We start from the raw sequence: 15210 nt of genomic DNA, 5'->3' as shown, positions 1-15210 counted from the left end.
GTTCCGCGCCCCGGGGACCGGTGGAGCGCGGGGGCGGTTCAGGCACACGAAGCTCCGCCGGTACCCGAGGAGGAAACGTGGGAGCGTCCCGTACCGACTGGTTCGACGCCGAACAACTACGTGCGGCGGTGAACATGCGCACCGTCGTCGATCATGTCCGCGAAGCACTGGTCGGCCTGCACGGCGGAGACTTCGAGATCCCGCTGAGATTCGCTCCCGGTGCAGGAAACTTCCTCGTGATGCCGGTCAGGCACATCGCGAGTGAGACACTGGTCGTCAAATCACTCTCCGCGAACTTCACGGGCAGAAAACCCGCGCTCTCCGGAACCATCACCTGGGAGGAGTGGCACACGGAACGACACGTCGGAACCGACGCCGCCGAAGCCACCGCCATGCGGACCGGAGCCGTCAGCGGCGTCGCCGCAGACCTGCTCGCAGCCCCCGACGCTGATTCGCTGACCGTTGTCGGTGCCGGGGGACAGGCCCCCGATCAGATCCGGGCCGTGCTCGCCGTCCGCGACATCAGCTCCGTCACGGTGGCGGCACTGAGACGGGAATCGGCCCAGGCGTGCATCGCGCGGGTCGCCGACGAATTCCCGCACGTCCGGTTCACCGCCTCCGACGATCCGCGCGCCGCCGTCGCCGGTGCGGACATCATCTGCTGCGCCACGCCGGCGAAGGAACCCCTGTTCACCCTCGACGATCTCAAACCCGGTGCACAGGTCAACCTCATCGGCTCCTACCGTCCGGAGATGCGGGAGATGTCCGGCGCCGATGTCGCCCGCACGGCGCTGTTCGTCGATGATGTCGAGGCCGTGACCGCCGAAGCGGGGGAGATCATCGAGGCGGTGGATGCCGGAGAACTGGAACCGGGCGATCTGCGGACCCTCGGCTCGGCTCTCGCGGCGGGGGACGTGGCCCACGATCCGGATCGGGTCACCGTCTTCAAATCCGTCGGTGTGGCCGTGCAGGACTGGGCGCTCATGCGTGCACTCGTCGACGCGACGACCACCGGAACGGATTCCTGACGGCGTGAAAAGAAAGGGGCCGGGCGGTTAAAAACCGCCCGGCCCCTTCGATGAGCTCCCCCAACTGGACTCGAACCAGTAACCCTTCGATTAACAGTCGAATGCTCTGCCAATTGAGCTATGGGGGAATGTGCCGTGCTTCCGGGGCGTAACCCCGGGCAACGAGAAGTTACTATATCGACGCCCGTCAGGGATGGCAAATTCCCACTTCAACGGGTTGTTCCGGGTCTCTCCCGTGATCCGGCCACACCGGTGTGACCGGAAGGTGTCCGCCCGGTTATACTGTCCCCCGACCGGAGATCGCCAGTAGAGGATCTCGGTCACCGGTAGGGGGCTGTAGCTCAGTCGGTTAGAGCCGCGGACTCATAATCCGCTGGTCCCGGGTTCGAGCCCCGGCGGCCCCACAGAGAAAAACCCCTGTTAAACAGGGGTTTTTCTCTATTTCAGAACCCTACGCCACGACAATCCCACGACATTTCACGAGAACCTTCACGCAGGTCGCGCCAGTGCACGGTCCATCGTCGACACGATGTCCTCAAGGGCACCGTCGAACAAATCGGCATAGGTGTCGAGCGTCATCGCTGCCGACGCGTGCCCCAACTGCCTCTGCACAACCTTCACGTTCGCCCCGTTCGACACCAGAAGCCCGGCCGCGACATGCCGCAACCCGTGAGGAGTGATCCTCGGGAAACCAGGATCCCTCGCCTGTACCCGCCGGACGGCCTGTGCAAACCACCCGTGCGAGTTAGCCTTCCTCATCGGATCCCCATCCACGGACGTCCAGATCCACTCGTCAGGGCCCTTGCCACGGGTGAGTGGCTCAAGCATGTCCAGGACGTGCCGAGTCACTGCAACCGTCCTCCGCTCGTGGGACTTCGGTGTACCGATGGTCATCGTGCCGCGGACCTACACCACGTTCCGCTTGATCGCGATCCTGCCCCGCAGGAAGTTGATGTCGGCGACCTGGAGGCCGGCGGCTTCACCCCACCGCAGCCCGACGGTTCCGAGTAGCCAGACCAGCGGGGCATGGTCACCGGACTCGTCGGCGAGCTCCCGGAGCTGATCGACGGTGAGGTAGACGCGGACGGCGGGGCCTCTGCGTGGGAGCTTGAGCCCACGGGCAGGGTTGGAGGGGATCATGCGGTCGGCGACCGCGGCATCGAGAATCTGCGCAAGGAGTGCATGGTGGTGTCGGATCGTCGCCGCGCTCATGTCCATCTCCGCGATCCAGGCTTGGACTTCGGACGGCCGGATGGTCGAGACCTGTCGATCTCCCCACACTGGCCGTACTGCGCGCCAGATTCCTTTCTCGCGTTCCCGTGTTGATGGTTTGAGGTGGGTGCGGTGCTGGATCCAGGTGTCTCCGATCTCGGCGACGGTGCGTTTCCCAGCCTGGGGGTCGATCCACGCTCCGGTGTCGGTCGCGACGGTATTCGCGGCGGCCCACGATGAGGCTTCTCCCTTAGTGCGGAAGCCCTGCTTTGTGCGGGCCCGCCCGTCGGGGGAGCGGTATTGGACACGCCATGCCGTGCCCTTGGCCGTCTTGTACTGCTTGATGGATGCCATTGGATAGACTTCTCCTGTCTGGCCGCTTGCGCGGCTGGTCTTTGTGCCCCGCCCCTGTGCCTGCAAGCTCTAGGGGGCGGGGCGCTTTGTGTTAGGTGTCTAACTAGATGGAATTCGGTTGCACCCTTGGCTGGGAATCAGGTGCTTGCGCAGTCCGATCCTTCAGGTTCTGGATGGAGCATCTGATTTGTTCTGCTCGGTTCGGATCCAGCCCAGATATTTTGATTTCACAACCTTGAAGATCAAACAACACGACGGATTTATCACCTTCGTCTTCCTTTTTAATAGTCAACTGGCAAAGATCTGGTGCGGAGGGATATTTTATCCCTTCGGTTTTCGTGATGAGTCTTCTATTCGTGCAGACAAAAACCACGTTGCAATTCTCTCCATTACGACAGATCGTGACGAGATCCACTTTCTCATCTAGCTCGACTAGTTCCAGGATTTGACCCACGGCTATGCGGCCGTGGGCTCTCTCGATCGGAGACAGTGCGGCCAGTGCAGCCTTGACTCCTTGGTCATCTATGACTTCTGCATCGACAAGGGCCTTGTCGATGCAGAGACTGAGGTTGTTGATGCAGAGACTGGTTTTTTTGGTAGTGGGTTTGTCACAGGTGAGGACGATCTTTAGGATTTTGCCCTCTGCATTGGCGGTTGCCCGCAGCGGTCCCCTCGAGGAACCTTCAGGTACCTCGAAAACTACTCCGCGTTTGTCTCTTTCGGTTACTGTTCCCAGTGGATACTCATTTTTGAGTACTGCGACAGTTGCGTTAATTGCTTGCTGCGGATCAGTGACGATACGTCTATTAGATTGTGATTTTTTCACTTTATTCTCCTAACATTAGGTGACTTTCCGCCTGCGTTCATGCAGGTTTTGTCACATTTGTAAAAATTCGAAAATAGCTCCGGGTTCGACTGTGGTCACGGTGTGGCTTGGGCCGGGCACCGTTTCGTTAGTGAATTGCTCGGAGGGGGAGATGGGTAGCTGTGCTGTTCATTGTTCGGCATGCCGCTCCTGGTGGTGTATATCCACCCTGGGGCATTGCTGGAATGATCTAGGACTGTTTGCCTGATCTCGTGTGCGAGTGTGCGGTTGGGTCGGGCCGTGTCAGATCGTGATGATCCAGGGGTTGCCGTACCAACGTCCGCGCTCGCTTCTGTGGCGCTCACTTATTCGGATTCCGAGTCCATCGGCAATCCGGTAAAAGCGACATTACTAAATGTACCACAATTTCTCCGGGACGAATTTGTCTGGATTAGTTGGAGGTAATTTCGCATGTGAGACGGGATAATCCCTTGTTATCGACGGTTCAGTCGCTTCTGGTCAGCAAGGATTTGTTGGTCGATGATTTTGAGCGCTGTGATCTGTTCTTCGAGCTGCTTTTCGTCGAGGTCAGCTCGGCGTGCCCGGTCGAAGACCGTGTAGCGTTCATGCACCTTGTCTAGGGCGCTTTTTCGAGTGATTCGACCTGCGTCCTCGAGCATGGGGTATTCGTTGAACTGGATGAACTTGTCTGTTTGTGTGATCCAGTCTTGCATGGTCATTTCGACTCGTCGTTCCGCTTGTTGTTCGGCGTAGTCGAGGTACATCGTGGTGAAGCGGTTGAGCTTCTTGAGTTCTTCTTCGACAAGATAGTTTTTAGCTACTGTGATGTCTTTCTTGCGGACCTTGGAGCCGGAGAAAGTCTGGAGCCCCATGTTGGGCTTCGAGGGGTCGGAGCGGGTGGCTAGGATCTCGGGTGCTGTTTGTCCGGCGATGGCGAAGTGAAGCTTGTTCTGGATTTTCTGGAACAGATGGAGTTTGTCTGCTGCTTCTGGTGAGTAGTCAACGGCGGTGGCTACGAGGTCGAGGATCTGTTGGTAGAACCGGGCTTCGGATGCTCGGATGTCCCGGATTCTCTCCAGGAGCTCACTGAAGTAGTCCTTGCCGGTGGGATCCTTGAGCTTTTCGTCGTTCATGGCGAAGCCCTTGATCAGGTACTCCTTGAGTACCTCGGTTGCCCAGCTGCGGAACTGTGCACCGCGTGGGCCCCGGACGCGGTAGCCGACGGCAATGATGAGGTCGAGGTTGTAGTGATCGACCCTGCGCCTGATGTCACGGTCTCCTTCGGATCGAACTATCAAATAATTTTTGATAGTTCGATCCCTGGTCAGGTCGCCATCTGCGTAGATATTCCTGATGTGGACGCTGGCGTTTTGCCGGCTGATGCCGAAGAGCTCTGCGATCTGGGCTTGGGTCATCCAGACGGAGCCGTCGATGAGTCGCAGGTGGACTTCGGTGCGGTCGTCCTCGGTGCGGTAGATGATGAACTCGCCGCTCTGGTCTCTGTCGAGCTCGGGTGGCTGGGGCTCGGTAGTCATGGGGATGAGGCCTTTCGTTAGCGCGGCTTGCGGACAGCGTTCGTAGATGTTTGGCCAGATGCTGATGGTGCCCCATGTTCACGGGAGGTTGCGGCGTAGTCGGGGCCGTACATCGTCTCGACGGTGGCGTACTCGGTGGGGGATGAGGAGAACGCGGGGCATTGGACAGTACGGTGCTCCTGGTGGAGCGCATCGAACCCGGGAGGTTATTGCTGGATCACTCGGTGACCAGGCCTCGGATGTTCATCGCTGTCATCGACAGGGCGGCTGCTGTTGGGAAGATTAGCCACCAGGGGGAGAGGTCGCTGATGAGGATGAAGAGCGTGAAGCCGATGGCGATGGCTGGTGTGCTCCAGAGTTTGTCTTTCATGGGGACTCCTTTGTTTCAGCATCCCTGCGCCTGCACCTTAAAGCACAAGCGTGGGCTTTCCGGCTATCTAGGAAGCTACCTTGTTACACAACATGTAGTCCGCCGCGTGCGGAGCGTGAAGGGATGAACGGGCTGGTTTGATCCGGCTGCATCCCAATGAGGTGGTATAGCTCGAAACGATCCAGACCGGCTTGTTGTAAGCGTTGCCCGATTGATCCGGTCAGCGCTGGGGTCTCGCGTGGAAGCTCATCACTACCTGGTTCTCGGGTCCTCCACCCGCGTTTACTCAACTGTTGATAGAAGCGGCTTCGATCCTGGGCAGATACTTTCCCCAACCTGTACGCGCGTTCGAACAACGCTTGCATAGAAACACCCCACTTCTTTTTTAGATCGGAGAGCCTTCCCAGTGTCAGGTTGTTCAGTTCGTAGATTATGTGTACTTCTGGCATGAGGAATGCTGCAGCGAATTCGTTGGCTTGTTCTTCTACGTCGCCATCGAGATAATCCGTATGGAGCACTAGGTGTCCGAGCTCATGAGCCAGAGTGAGCCGTTTTCTATCTGTAGGCATCGTGCTATTTATGAGGACCACGGCACATTCGCCTGCCCATTGCGACATCCCGTTGATGCGTGGTGTTCCGAAATCCTCTTCGATGATGATAATGCCAGATGATTCCATCCATCGGGTGAGGTTCTTGACTGGGCCGATTGGCATTCTCCAATTTGAGCGGCAGATTTCGGCAGCTTCCGTAGGAGTGTGCTCCGCCGGATCGAGACGAAAAATGTAATTTGAGGGCTTCAGTGGGACTTTCTCTAGTAGGAATGATGTGTGCATCCGGTGAACATTGATGCGTGCTTCGATTCGCTTCCAGTCGGTTGGCTTGGCGGTTTTTTGTCGGCGCATATGGGCATCGGATGCGATGGCACCCAGGTGCTTATATTCGTGGGTGAGGAACTTCGGGGTGACGCCAAGCGCTTTGCTGAGTGCGTGTAGCGTCTCGGTGTCAGGCTCACGAAGGTCGTTCTCATAACGAGATAGTGCGGCTTGTGTGATGTTGACGCGCTTCGCCAGTTCTTCCTGAGTGATCCCTGCGGAACGTCGGAGAACTACGAGAGCGTCACCGACGCTCGTGCTCATGACTCTTTTTCTTCCTTAAATTCTGCGACGATCGAGTTGATGTCCATGTCGGGGAGTTCGGGGACTTCCCCGGGCCACGAGACATAGCCAACAGATGCTTCTTCATCAGTTTTAAGCTTCACAGACCAGACAGGTTCATTGAACCTGTTATGGAATGATAGGGCGGGCTCACCAATGGCGTGTTGATCTTTAATCCAGTAGTAGCCCAATGCCAGGCACACTTCTTCCATGCCATCGAAAGTTGGCATGGCGTTTTCGAAGTAGTCTATTACCGTCTGAGTCGGCACGTTGGAGATCTTGTCATCGTATGTGTGTCGTTTGATGCGAAGCCGCAAGCCCAGACCAATGCGGATCTCCCGCGTTGGGTCTTTGTCTGTGATGGTGGTCTGTTCGGACTCGGCTATTTGGGAGCATAGGTGATACCAAATGCGGTCGTGGATAAAACATGCGATGGTGCGCTTTGCATAGCTGGGGAGCCAGTCTGGCTGCCAGGTCTGGAGGCTTTTATAGTCTTCTCTGGCGGCGTCAACCGCTTTGATGTATGCGTTGACGAACTCAGGTCCGAGGCGGTCGAGGATCTTTTTGGAGGTGGGGAAATCGGGGTAATTCATACCAGTTAATATGCCATCATGTGTCGTGACCTGCAAGTGAGGTTGCCGTCGCGCGGGTGACCTCCGGATCTCACGTCTTCGAAGAGTAAGGGGCAGGGTGCTACTACCGCTTCGAGAAGCTAACGCACTCGTAGATCGTCGGTCCGTCGCTGCCATCTGAGCTGCCATATATCGACGAGATGGCGGGTGACGTAGAGCTCCGACGCGATACCGCCCCGGTGGTTGCCGCGGAGTTCTTCTGCCGCGGCGTAGGCCTCCGGCGTGATGAGGAAACCGGTAGCCCACTGATCGGCGGCCCGCTCCTGCTTGCGCTGTATCCATGCGGGTGCGTTGGTGATGTGGTCCAGGATGGCGTGCCCGATCTCGTGTGCGAGTGTGCAGCGGTGCTCGATGTAGGTCAGTCCGCGCCGGATCGTGATGATTCGGGGGCCGTCGTACCAGCGTCCACGTTCGCCGCCCTCGTGTTCGCCGATACGGACGCCGAGATTATCGGCGATCCGGTAGAGCTTATGGTCCATCGTGATACCCCGGATCACCTGGTCCTGGCTCGTCGGGGGATGAGTCGGCCGCGTAGGGCAGGCCCTCGAGCTCCGCCGGGTCAACATCGCCAAAGATGTGCTCGACGGGAGCGACTTCCTCGGCTTCCTCCTGTGATTGGAGGCGTCGAAGAATATCCTCCGCTAACTCGATGTCGGAAAACTCAGACAGTGAAAGCTTCCGCGTATAGCCAGAAACATCACTCTGCTCGATAAATCCAAAGGCTAGAAGCCCATCGATGCGATTTGCACCATATGCATCTGCGAGTTCGACGGCCAGCTTCGGATCAGCGGCACCAACTCGCCTATTCACCGTGGGGTGGGTGGTGTTGAGGCGCTCTGCGATCTGTCGAAGCGAGGCTCCGTCGGTGATGTTATCGATCCATGCGGTCAGTTTGTCCATGTAGGGGATGGTACACAATCGAACCACAAAACTGGACATCACCTGCGATGGTTTGAAAATGAACCACCTCGAACGGGGGTGGATGGTTTGTAGTCTATCCACGATGGTTTACCATCGAGCCATGCCGGATAGAAAGGAAACCGCCGTGCAGACCAGCATCAAGGTCAAGACCGACAAGATCAGGGACCTACAGAAGATCCTCGGATACTCGGATATCCGAATGGCAAAGGAGATCGGGGTCACCCGGGCAACGTATGACCGTGCAATCAATGGTGGCAGCATCTCTGCTCGCTTCATCGCCGGGGCGACCGTTGCATTCCGGACTCCGTTCGATGCGCTCTTTTACATCGAGACTGCTGAACAGGTACCCGCCGCCGCGTGACCGCGCCGGGCAACACGAAAGAGGAACATCATGCCCTGGATCAAACTAGGAGCCTCAACCACAGCACAGAAGAAAACCCCGGGCGATGCAACACCCGGGGAATCTGAAGAAACCACTGACAAGTCAGTCGGTGATGGAACCGTCCTCTCGAACCCGAGTGGCTGCATCTCCCATCTCTTTTACTCGCAGAGGATCACGAATCAGCGAACCGTCACGGTCGAAGGCGAGTCTGCCGTTCGTTTCATGCAGGAGTTCCAGGATCTCCTGCACAAGTACCGGGTCAATGACGGCCTCCGGATTGTCGCTCCGGGCGCAACCGAGACGACAGATCAACTCCCCGTCTGGGGACGCCTCGCCAAGATCACCGGGGGAGAGCACTCGTTTCTTTGCCGCCTCGACCTCGACATAGCGACCAGTACTGGGCTGCACGTCAATGACCGTGACCATGCCGACATCTTTGATGAAGTCGAACACAGCTTTAGCGACATTGATCGCGAGCTTGTCGTCGACCTCGATACCGATCCCCTGCCAGGGGCCTCCAATTCTGATGATTCCCATAACCCGGAATCTATCAGGATGAGCAGCGCCCATGATGTCGAAGCCGCGATGGATTCGTGTCGAGCGCAGGATGAGGAAGAACACCATGACTGATCGATCGACGATTGAGCAGGCCATTGCGAAGATCCGCGAGATACGAGGAACCGCCCATCTCTCATCGCAATGAACAACGTGACGATTGTCGCAAGAGACAAGGAGCGGTTCTGGATCTTCGCCGCGGACGGCGACGAACTCCACGGCCTAGAGCTCACGAACGGCGCAGCAGACGACCTCGTGCGGACCATCCAGTCTGTGAAGGAAGTTCCGATCAGACGGTCGTCGCCGAGCTTGGACTGTGATCCGGCCTCGTCTGTACAGACGGATTCTCCGGAGATCGACGAGTGCGCAGCGTCAAGGATCGAAAAGCTCAAAATTCGAAGCAACAAGTCCGGTGTGAACCTCGATGTTGATGGATCTCCGGAAGGAATCCACATCGAGTGGTCCGTACTGCCGGAAGTCATCACTGAAATCACCCGGCAGGACCTGACCTATGCAAACACGAGCCAGGGACTGAACTGGCTACTTCGTCCAAGATGAAGGGGAGATCTCCATGAATAGCGGTAGATGAAGTAATTCGTGAGTTATATCGAATAATGAAAATGGTGTTTCACAGGAAACTCCGAACTGGTGAGCTCTTTGTGGCGACGTAGTGGAGCCGGTGTCCACCGAACAAATAGGACGGCGGAGTCAAGAACCGATTTGGTGATATTCGTCTCGAATTCGACTGTTTCTCCGGGTTTCAGGAGCGGAGCGGTAGCGATCCGACGTGCATCGTGTTCGGGTGTTGTTCGAAGCCATACAGAAACGCAATGGGCATGGCCGTCTCCGAAATTTCCGAACTCCCCGCTGACTACCAAAAGCTCTGAGCCTACAAAAGTTTTTTCTATCAGACCTTCAGTTATCCAGTCGACTGTAGGTCGGCTCCACCAGGACCAAATGACTGCACCGCCGGCGGAGGCGAACGAGATTGCTGCAGCTACCCACGATGACACCGTTCCAAGATCCATGCCAAAACAATACGTCCCGTTTGAGCATGAAGGGAGATCTACATGAACAGCGATAGATCAGTGGAAGGTTTGACAATGCTCGTCGAACCGGCTGATCAAAGCAGCAACTTCGGACTCGAAGCTCTGGAGGCGATGATCAAAACGCCACCGGTATGTGGAGAAGCACCGCTCATACCAATCGCGTATATCGAGCTCAACCCGATAGTCGATATCTACGTGGCTTCCCGGGTGATCGTCAACGGATTGGAACGGGCTCTTGAGCCCCCTCGCGAGCTCGAGATCCTGGCCTGTTTCCAGGAAAGCGGCTTGTTGGCTACATACCGTCCCAGACCCGGCGAAGTAAGGGCCGCGAAAAGTTATCTCCAGGTCCACGATGCGCCACTGGAAGAAGTGCTCAGATCGGTGCCGGTCCATGCGGGCGAGCTCATGCAGCCACCACAAAGCACTGCCGGTTTTTCCACCTCGCATCTTGTACGGCTGAAAGTCCTCGATGATCGACCGGGCCTCGTCGCAGAATCCGCTCAGTCTGTTTCCTCCGAATTTGTTCGGATCGGCCACGAGCGGGAACTGGCGTCTCCCGTGGTTCGTCGGTGGATCCTGGCCGGTCTCGACGATAGCAAGTGTGTAGTAAGCGTTGTCCAGCGCTGTTCGCACAGCGTGTAGCCAGTCGCTGAAAACGAGCGCGATGTCCAGTGGCACCGGCTTGGCCGCCTTGATACAGAGGATTGCGGCGTCTCGCTCATTACGAATCCACTCGATGGGCGGGTGTTCCTTGAACTCGCGGCGCGCGATGGATCCCATCTCTTGTCGGTATCGGAGGGCTCTCTCGAGACGGGCGCGCGCGGAGTCGAACTGGGGATCGTTCATGACACCGATACTCCCATGCGCAAAGCCGCATCGGGGGTCAGCCAAGAACAGAAATTTTACGGAACGTCAGGAAAGAACTGAGGAATCCAATGTTGGTATGCATACCCCGCACCGTCGGGTCGGGGGAACTTCACCCGTTCGTATGGGTTGATACGCGTAGGAGCTCCGCGGAGGGCTTTTATCTTCAACGGATCTCGGATAAGTGCACCGTCTACATCAAAGGCGAAGCAGCCGTCGGTTTCTTTAAAGAGTTCGAGAAGCTCGTCAACCAGTTCGGGATCAGGTTCGGGGACGACATCGTCAACCGCTCGGGCGCGAATCCAGGTGATTCTCGGCATGGCGTTGTCTGCTGTGTTGGGTACGGCGGAGAAGGCGGTGGGAACGGTGAGCACTGTTCGGGAGAAGCTTCGGGACAACAAGAAGCGTGCTGTGGAGGCCACCCGGTTTGCTACGGAGTCACAGATCGGTGATCTTCGTGATGAGGTGGCCCGGCAGGGGCGGGTGATTGACCGGCAGGGGGAGCGGATTGATCACCTGGAGCGGATCAACTCGGATCAGCATGACTACATCCTCGACATTGTTGAGGGGTCGCGGGAGAACGAGCGGTGGGCGGCTGATCATGGGCATGAGTTGCCGTGGAAGTTGGTGACGTTTCAGGATTGGCGTGATCGGCGTGATCGACGGGCTCGGGAACAGGTTCGGTTGCATCGTCCGTGTGAGCACATTGGCCGCCGGGAGACCGGTGGCGAGGTTGGTGATGAGGAGCCGCCGTAGTGTGTGGTTGTAGGTGAACACCCCCATCTGGCTTTATGGCCGGGTGGGGGTGTTTTCGCATGTCTAGGCTCAATCTGTCCAGACGTCGCTTAGGTCGCGGCAGGAGATGATCCGGATCTGCTGTTCAAGCCGGAATTCAACCGTGCTTCGCATTTTATCGGTATTCCAGTCGCCGAGGGGGAGTATCTGCAGGCGATGGTGTCTCCACCGGATAACTCGGCCGTCCAGGTTCTTGTGGTCCATGTCGCCGACGATGGTGCCCTCCTTGGCGACTATCACTGCGCGGCTGGGAGCAGCGTCATCGCCTTCGGCAGCGCGCTTGTGAACTGCCAGTGCCCACCTCCGCAGGGCTGCCGAGTCTTTCTCTGGATGGGAGCTGAAGGGGAAGACTTTGAGTGTGTTGGTGCGGATGTTATCCGCGATGGGGTCCATCATGATGGGCCTTTCGACTTTGGATTTTTGGGACGCCGAGAGTGTGGAACACATGGCCTTGCGGTCAGTTTTAGGGCGCTGCCCCGGGGGTAGTTTCTTCGAAACCCGGCATTCTCTTCTCTATGGGGACGCTGATCTGTCGAGGCTTCGGAGCATGGTTGTGACTCCTGTCTGGGCCACGACAATCCCACGACAATCCCACGACAATCCCACGACATTTCCACGACATTTCCACGACAAACGGTAGTAAACGGTAGTGAACGACGGTGGGTCGGTAAGGGGGAAGATTAGGTCAAAACGCCTGCTAGCGATGTATATCGTTTACTCTCGTTTACTACCGTTTACGCCGTCGAATGGGGTTCGAGCCCCGGCGGCCCCACAGAGATGTACGCGGGGACCCCGTCACGACAGGTGGCGGGGTCCCCGCTTACGTCGTTGCGTGGGGTGTCGTCTCGACGGGGTCGGGGTGTCCGGATGGGGCCGTTCGGCCGTGTCGGGGGTGGGGTGTTCGACACCCCCGGTTGGTGGGGTGACATGAGGGGTGGATTCGTGGTCGGATAGAGCACATGCTCACTGTCGACCCCTCAATTCTGGGGATATACCGCAGTCTCGACCTGATCGGCGTCCTGCTGAACGGTGCCATCGGTGGGACCATAGCCCGGCAACGGAACTTCGACATCATCGGTTTCTCGGTGCTCGCCCTGCTCTCGGCCCTCGGTGGAGGTATGGTCCGGGACACCCTGCTCCAGCAGGGGCCTCCTGCGGCGATCGCGGAGCCGATGTACATGGGGGTCGCCGTCGCCGGTGGTGTGCTGGCCATGGTCATCCACCTGAAGGGGCGTGCGTGGGAGCTGTTCCGGGTGCACGGGGACGCGGTGATTCTCGGTGTGTGGGCGGTCACCGGTTCGACGAAGGCGCTCAGCTACGGTCTCCCGGCGGCCTCCGCCGTGTTCATGGGGGTTCTGACGGCTGTCGGTGGGGGGATGATCCGGGATGTGGCGTGCGGGGACATTCCGTCGATCTTCGGCGGGAACACGCTCTACGCCACCCCGGCGATCACCGCGGCGACGACGATGGTCCTGTTCAACTGGGCCGGCTATGACGGTGTGGGCATGATCGCGGCGACGGTCTGCGGGGCGGGGTTCGCGATTCTCGCGTACTGGCGTGGCTGGGTGTTGCCCGCCAATCCGGAGTGGGCGCCGGTGAACATGACGGCGGCACAGCTGGTGAAGGCGCTGAAGCGCGCCGAGCACAGGGGTGAGCGCGACGGTATCGCGGAAGGTCGCCGTGAGGGGCATGCGGAAGGTGTCGCCGAGGAGCGTAGGCGGTGGCGGGCCTCGGGGGCCGAGGATCCCGGTCCGGCGGAATGAGATTCACCGAAAATGTGCCGTGAACTGGGGTGAATCAACCATCCCAAAATAGACCGATCTGTACGTATTGACCGTACAGATCGGTTCGGAGTAGTGTCTTCGGCATGAGCCTCCGCCAGTCCGCGAACATCACCCCCGGAACCGTGACCGGCCCGGTCACGGGCTGCTGTCCGGGCATGTGGATGCCGCGCAACTGTCGCTGACCACCTCACGGGGCGCGGTGGGGGATCCGTCGCCACGATCGGCCCCACCGCACTGCACCGGTGCACCGTGAAGCCGGAGAACTCCGGCCACGCGCCGGCGTGTCAGGGACACGCGCCCCTCGAATCAACGCACCCCTCTTCATCAGCTAAGGACTATTTGACGTGTCTACTTCAATCTCCGGTTCCCGGACCCGCTCCGACGATGCGCGGGACCCCGACGCGGCCGCAGAATCCGGTAAGCGGTCCAATCCGCTGACGAGTTTCGGCGCCCAGATCATCTACGGTCTGATCATCGGTCTCATTCTCGGTCTCGTCTCCCGCCCGATGGGGGACGGCAACTGGCTGGCGGGCACCCTCACCGCCGTCGGCTCGGCCTACGTCGGGCTGCTCAAGGTACTCATTCCGCCGCTCGTCATCACCGCGGTGGTGACCTCGATCGCCAACCTCCGACAGGTCACCGACGCCGCCCGCCTCGCCTGGCAGACCCTGCTGTGGTTCGCGGTCACCGCCCTCGCCGCCGTTCTCGTCGGTATCGGCGTCGGGCTCCTGATCCACCCGGGACGGGGCGCCAGCATCGACGTGGCCTCGGCGGCGGATCCCGGCTTCGTGGGAAGCTGGTCCGCCTTCATCCAGTCCCTGGTGCCGAGCAACATCCTCGGACTCGATGTCCGTCTCTACGGTTCCGGAGAGGCGCTGGAGGCCAGCCCGAACTTCAACGTGCTGCAGCTGCTGCTCATCTCGATCGCCTTCGGTATCGCGGCGGTCAAGGTCGGCAGGGACGCTGAGCCGGTGATCGGATTCGCCCGTTCGCTGCTCGCCATCGTGCAGAAGGTCCTCTGGTGGATCATCCGCCTCGCCCCGATCGGCACCGCCGCGCTCATCGGTAAGGCCGTCGCCGTCTACGGTTGGGAGGCCATCGGTTCCCTCGGCAGCTTCGTGCTCGCGATCTACATCGGCCTGGCCATCGTCATCGGTGTCATCTACCCGCTGGTGCTGAAGGTCAACGGGCTGTCCGTCACACAGTTCTACCGCAAGGTCTGGCCCGCGACCTCGCTGGGCTTCGCCACCCGCTCCTCGATGGGTACCATGCCGGTCACGGAGCGCACCGCCGTCGGAGCGCTCGGTGTTCCACGCGCCTACGGTTCCTTCGCCGTCCCGCTCGGGGCGACGACGAAGATGGACGGCTGCGCCTCCATCTACCCCGCCATCGCGGCGATCTTCGTCGCCGAGTTCTACGGCATCGATCTCCAGCTGACCGACTACCTGCTCATCGTCTTCGTGTCGGTCATCGGTTCCGCCGCCACGGCCGGAACCACCGGAGCGATCGTGATGCTCACCCTGACGCTCTCCACCCTGGGACTCCCGCTCGAGGGCGTCGGACTGCTCCTCGCCGTCGATCCGATCCTCGACATGGGTCGCACCGCGGTGAACGTCACCGGACAGGCACTCGTTCCGACGATCGTGTCGAAGCGTGAGGGCATCCTCGACGAGGAGATCTTCTCCTCCGATCGGACGGCGGCCAGCGCCGAGCGCTGACGACCGGTACGAGCACGGAAGGCCCCGGGAC

Annotated in this window: 18 protein-coding genes and 2 tRNA genes; 6 read left to right on the top strand and 14 right to left on the bottom strand. The window is 59.2% G+C overall.

Going from position 1 to position 15210, the window contains the following annotated elements:
* Window positions 1-77 precede the first annotated feature (77 nt).
* On the top strand, window positions 78-1028 hold the full coding sequence (locus JIM94_RS06325) for an ornithine cyclodeaminase family protein (protein ID WP_200253123.1): 951 nt from the start codon (window positions 78-80) through the stop codon (window positions 1026-1028).
* A gap of 55 nt (window positions 1029-1083) precedes the next feature.
* Here the strand turns inward: JIM94_RS06325 and JIM94_RS06320 are convergent.
* A tRNA-Asn gene (locus JIM94_RS06320) sits at window positions 1084-1156 on the bottom strand.
* A 202-nt stretch (window positions 1157-1358) separates the two neighbouring features.
* Here JIM94_RS06320 and JIM94_RS06315 point away from each other — a divergent pair.
* A tRNA-Ile gene (locus tag JIM94_RS06315) sits at window positions 1359-1432 on the top strand.
* An 85-nt stretch (window positions 1433-1517) separates the two neighbouring features.
* Here the strand turns inward: JIM94_RS06315 and JIM94_RS06310 are convergent.
* The 9 genes from JIM94_RS06310 to JIM94_RS06270 all read right to left on the bottom strand — a co-directional run bounded on the left by JIM94_RS06310 (window position 1518) and on the right by JIM94_RS06270 (window position 8011).
* Entirely contained in the window at window positions 1518-1922 is a 405-nt protein-coding gene (locus tag JIM94_RS06310) for a tyrosine-type recombinase/integrase (protein ID WP_200253121.1), read from the bottom strand.
* 12 nt (window positions 1923-1934) lie between these two features.
* Entirely contained in the window at window positions 1935-2594 is a 660-nt protein-coding gene (locus JIM94_RS06305; RefSeq protein WP_200253118.1) for a tyrosine-type recombinase/integrase, read from the bottom strand.
* A 103-nt stretch (window positions 2595-2697) separates the two neighbouring features.
* Window positions 2698-3420 (bottom strand): hypothetical protein, encoded by a 723-nt coding sequence (locus JIM94_RS06300; RefSeq protein ID WP_200253116.1) that lies wholly within the window; start codon window positions 3418-3420, stop codon window positions 2698-2700.
* A 473-nt stretch (window positions 3421-3893) separates the two neighbouring features.
* Window positions 3894-4955: a RhuM family protein gene (gene rhuM / locus JIM94_RS06295; RefSeq protein WP_200253114.1), complete on the bottom strand. Its 1062-nt coding sequence runs from the start codon at window positions 4953-4955 to the stop codon at window positions 3894-3896.
* A 217-nt stretch (window positions 4956-5172) separates the two neighbouring features.
* A complete protein-coding gene (locus tag JIM94_RS06290; RefSeq protein WP_200253112.1) occupies window positions 5173-5325 on the bottom strand; it encodes a hypothetical protein in 153 nt (50 codons plus the stop codon).
* Window positions 5326-5408: 83 nt separating this feature from the next.
* Window positions 5409-6461, bottom strand: coding sequence for a helix-turn-helix domain-containing protein (locus tag JIM94_RS06285; protein ID WP_200253110.1), 1053 nt, complete (start codon window positions 6459-6461; stop codon window positions 5409-5411).
* The gene (locus tag JIM94_RS06280) at window positions 6458-7072 is read right to left on the bottom strand and encodes a hypothetical protein (RefSeq protein WP_200253108.1); all 615 of its coding nucleotides are present in this window, start codon (window positions 7070-7072) and stop codon (window positions 6458-6460) included. Before JIM94_RS06280 ends, JIM94_RS06285 begins: the two co-directional genes overlap by 4 nt.
* Before the next feature lie 119 nt (window positions 7073-7191).
* Window positions 7192-7590 carry an ImmA/IrrE family metallo-endopeptidase gene (locus JIM94_RS06275; protein WP_200253106.1) on the bottom strand — a complete coding sequence of 133 codons (399 nt, stop codon included), beginning with the start codon at window positions 7588-7590 and terminating at the stop codon, window positions 7192-7194.
* Complete coding sequence (locus JIM94_RS06270; protein WP_200253104.1) at window positions 7580-8011, bottom strand: hypothetical protein; 432 nt, start codon at window positions 8009-8011, stop codon at window positions 7580-7582. The genes JIM94_RS06275 and JIM94_RS06270 overlap by 11 nt, the downstream gene beginning before the upstream one ends.
* Before the next feature lie 145 nt (window positions 8012-8156).
* On the opposite strand from JIM94_RS06270, the gene JIM94_RS06265 reads away from it, so the two are divergent.
* Window positions 8157-8393: a hypothetical protein gene (locus JIM94_RS06265; RefSeq protein WP_200253102.1), complete on the top strand. Its 237-nt coding sequence runs from the start codon at window positions 8157-8159 to the stop codon at window positions 8391-8393.
* 123 nt (window positions 8394-8516) lie between these two features.
* On the opposite strand, the gene JIM94_RS06260 is transcribed toward JIM94_RS06265, so the two are convergent.
* Window positions 8517-9068, bottom strand: a complete 552-nt coding sequence (locus JIM94_RS06260; protein WP_200253100.1) for a hypothetical protein — start codon at window positions 9066-9068, stop codon at window positions 8517-8519.
* Window positions 9069-9122: 54 nt separating this feature from the next.
* On the opposite strand from JIM94_RS06260, the gene JIM94_RS06255 reads away from it, so the two are divergent.
* Complete coding sequence (locus JIM94_RS06255; RefSeq protein WP_200253098.1) at window positions 9123-9527, top strand: hypothetical protein; 405 nt, start codon at window positions 9123-9125, stop codon at window positions 9525-9527.
* 527 nt (window positions 9528-10054) lie between these two features.
* Here JIM94_RS06255 and JIM94_RS06250 read toward each other — a convergent pair.
* From JIM94_RS06250 to JIM94_RS06240, 3 genes are all read right to left on the bottom strand, one after another.
* Window positions 10055-10864 (bottom strand): hypothetical protein, encoded by an 810-nt coding sequence (locus tag JIM94_RS06250; protein WP_200253096.1) that lies wholly within the window; start codon window positions 10862-10864, stop codon window positions 10055-10057.
* A gap of 456 nt (window positions 10865-11320) precedes the next feature.
* Complete coding sequence (locus tag JIM94_RS06245) at window positions 11321-11659, bottom strand: hypothetical protein (RefSeq protein ID WP_200253095.1); 339 nt, start codon at window positions 11657-11659, stop codon at window positions 11321-11323.
* A gap of 48 nt (window positions 11660-11707) precedes the next feature.
* The gene (locus JIM94_RS06240; protein WP_200253093.1) at window positions 11708-12073 is read right to left on the bottom strand and encodes a hypothetical protein; all 366 of its coding nucleotides are present in this window, start codon (window positions 12071-12073) and stop codon (window positions 11708-11710) included.
* A 563-nt stretch (window positions 12074-12636) separates the two neighbouring features.
* Here JIM94_RS06240 and JIM94_RS06235 point away from each other — a divergent pair.
* Together JIM94_RS06235 and JIM94_RS06230 are read left to right on the top strand one after the other, a co-directional pair.
* The gene (locus JIM94_RS06235; protein ID WP_200253091.1) at window positions 12637-13440 is read left to right on the top strand and encodes a trimeric intracellular cation channel family protein; all 804 of its coding nucleotides are present in this window, start codon (window positions 12637-12639) and stop codon (window positions 13438-13440) included.
* A 455-nt stretch (window positions 13441-13895) separates the two neighbouring features.
* The gene (locus JIM94_RS06230; RefSeq protein ID WP_200253214.1) at window positions 13896-15179 is read left to right on the top strand and encodes a dicarboxylate/amino acid:cation symporter; all 1284 of its coding nucleotides are present in this window, start codon (window positions 13896-13898) and stop codon (window positions 15177-15179) included.
* The last annotated feature ends 31 nt before the right edge of the window (window positions 15180-15210 follow it).

The organism is Corynebacterium pygosceleis (assembly GCF_016595275.2).
Taxonomy (GTDB): Bacteria; Actinomycetota; Actinomycetes; order Mycobacteriales; family Mycobacteriaceae; genus Corynebacterium; species Corynebacterium pygosceleis.
Note: the sequence above shows the minus strand (reverse complement) of the source record. Positions and strands in the feature narration are given on the sequence as shown.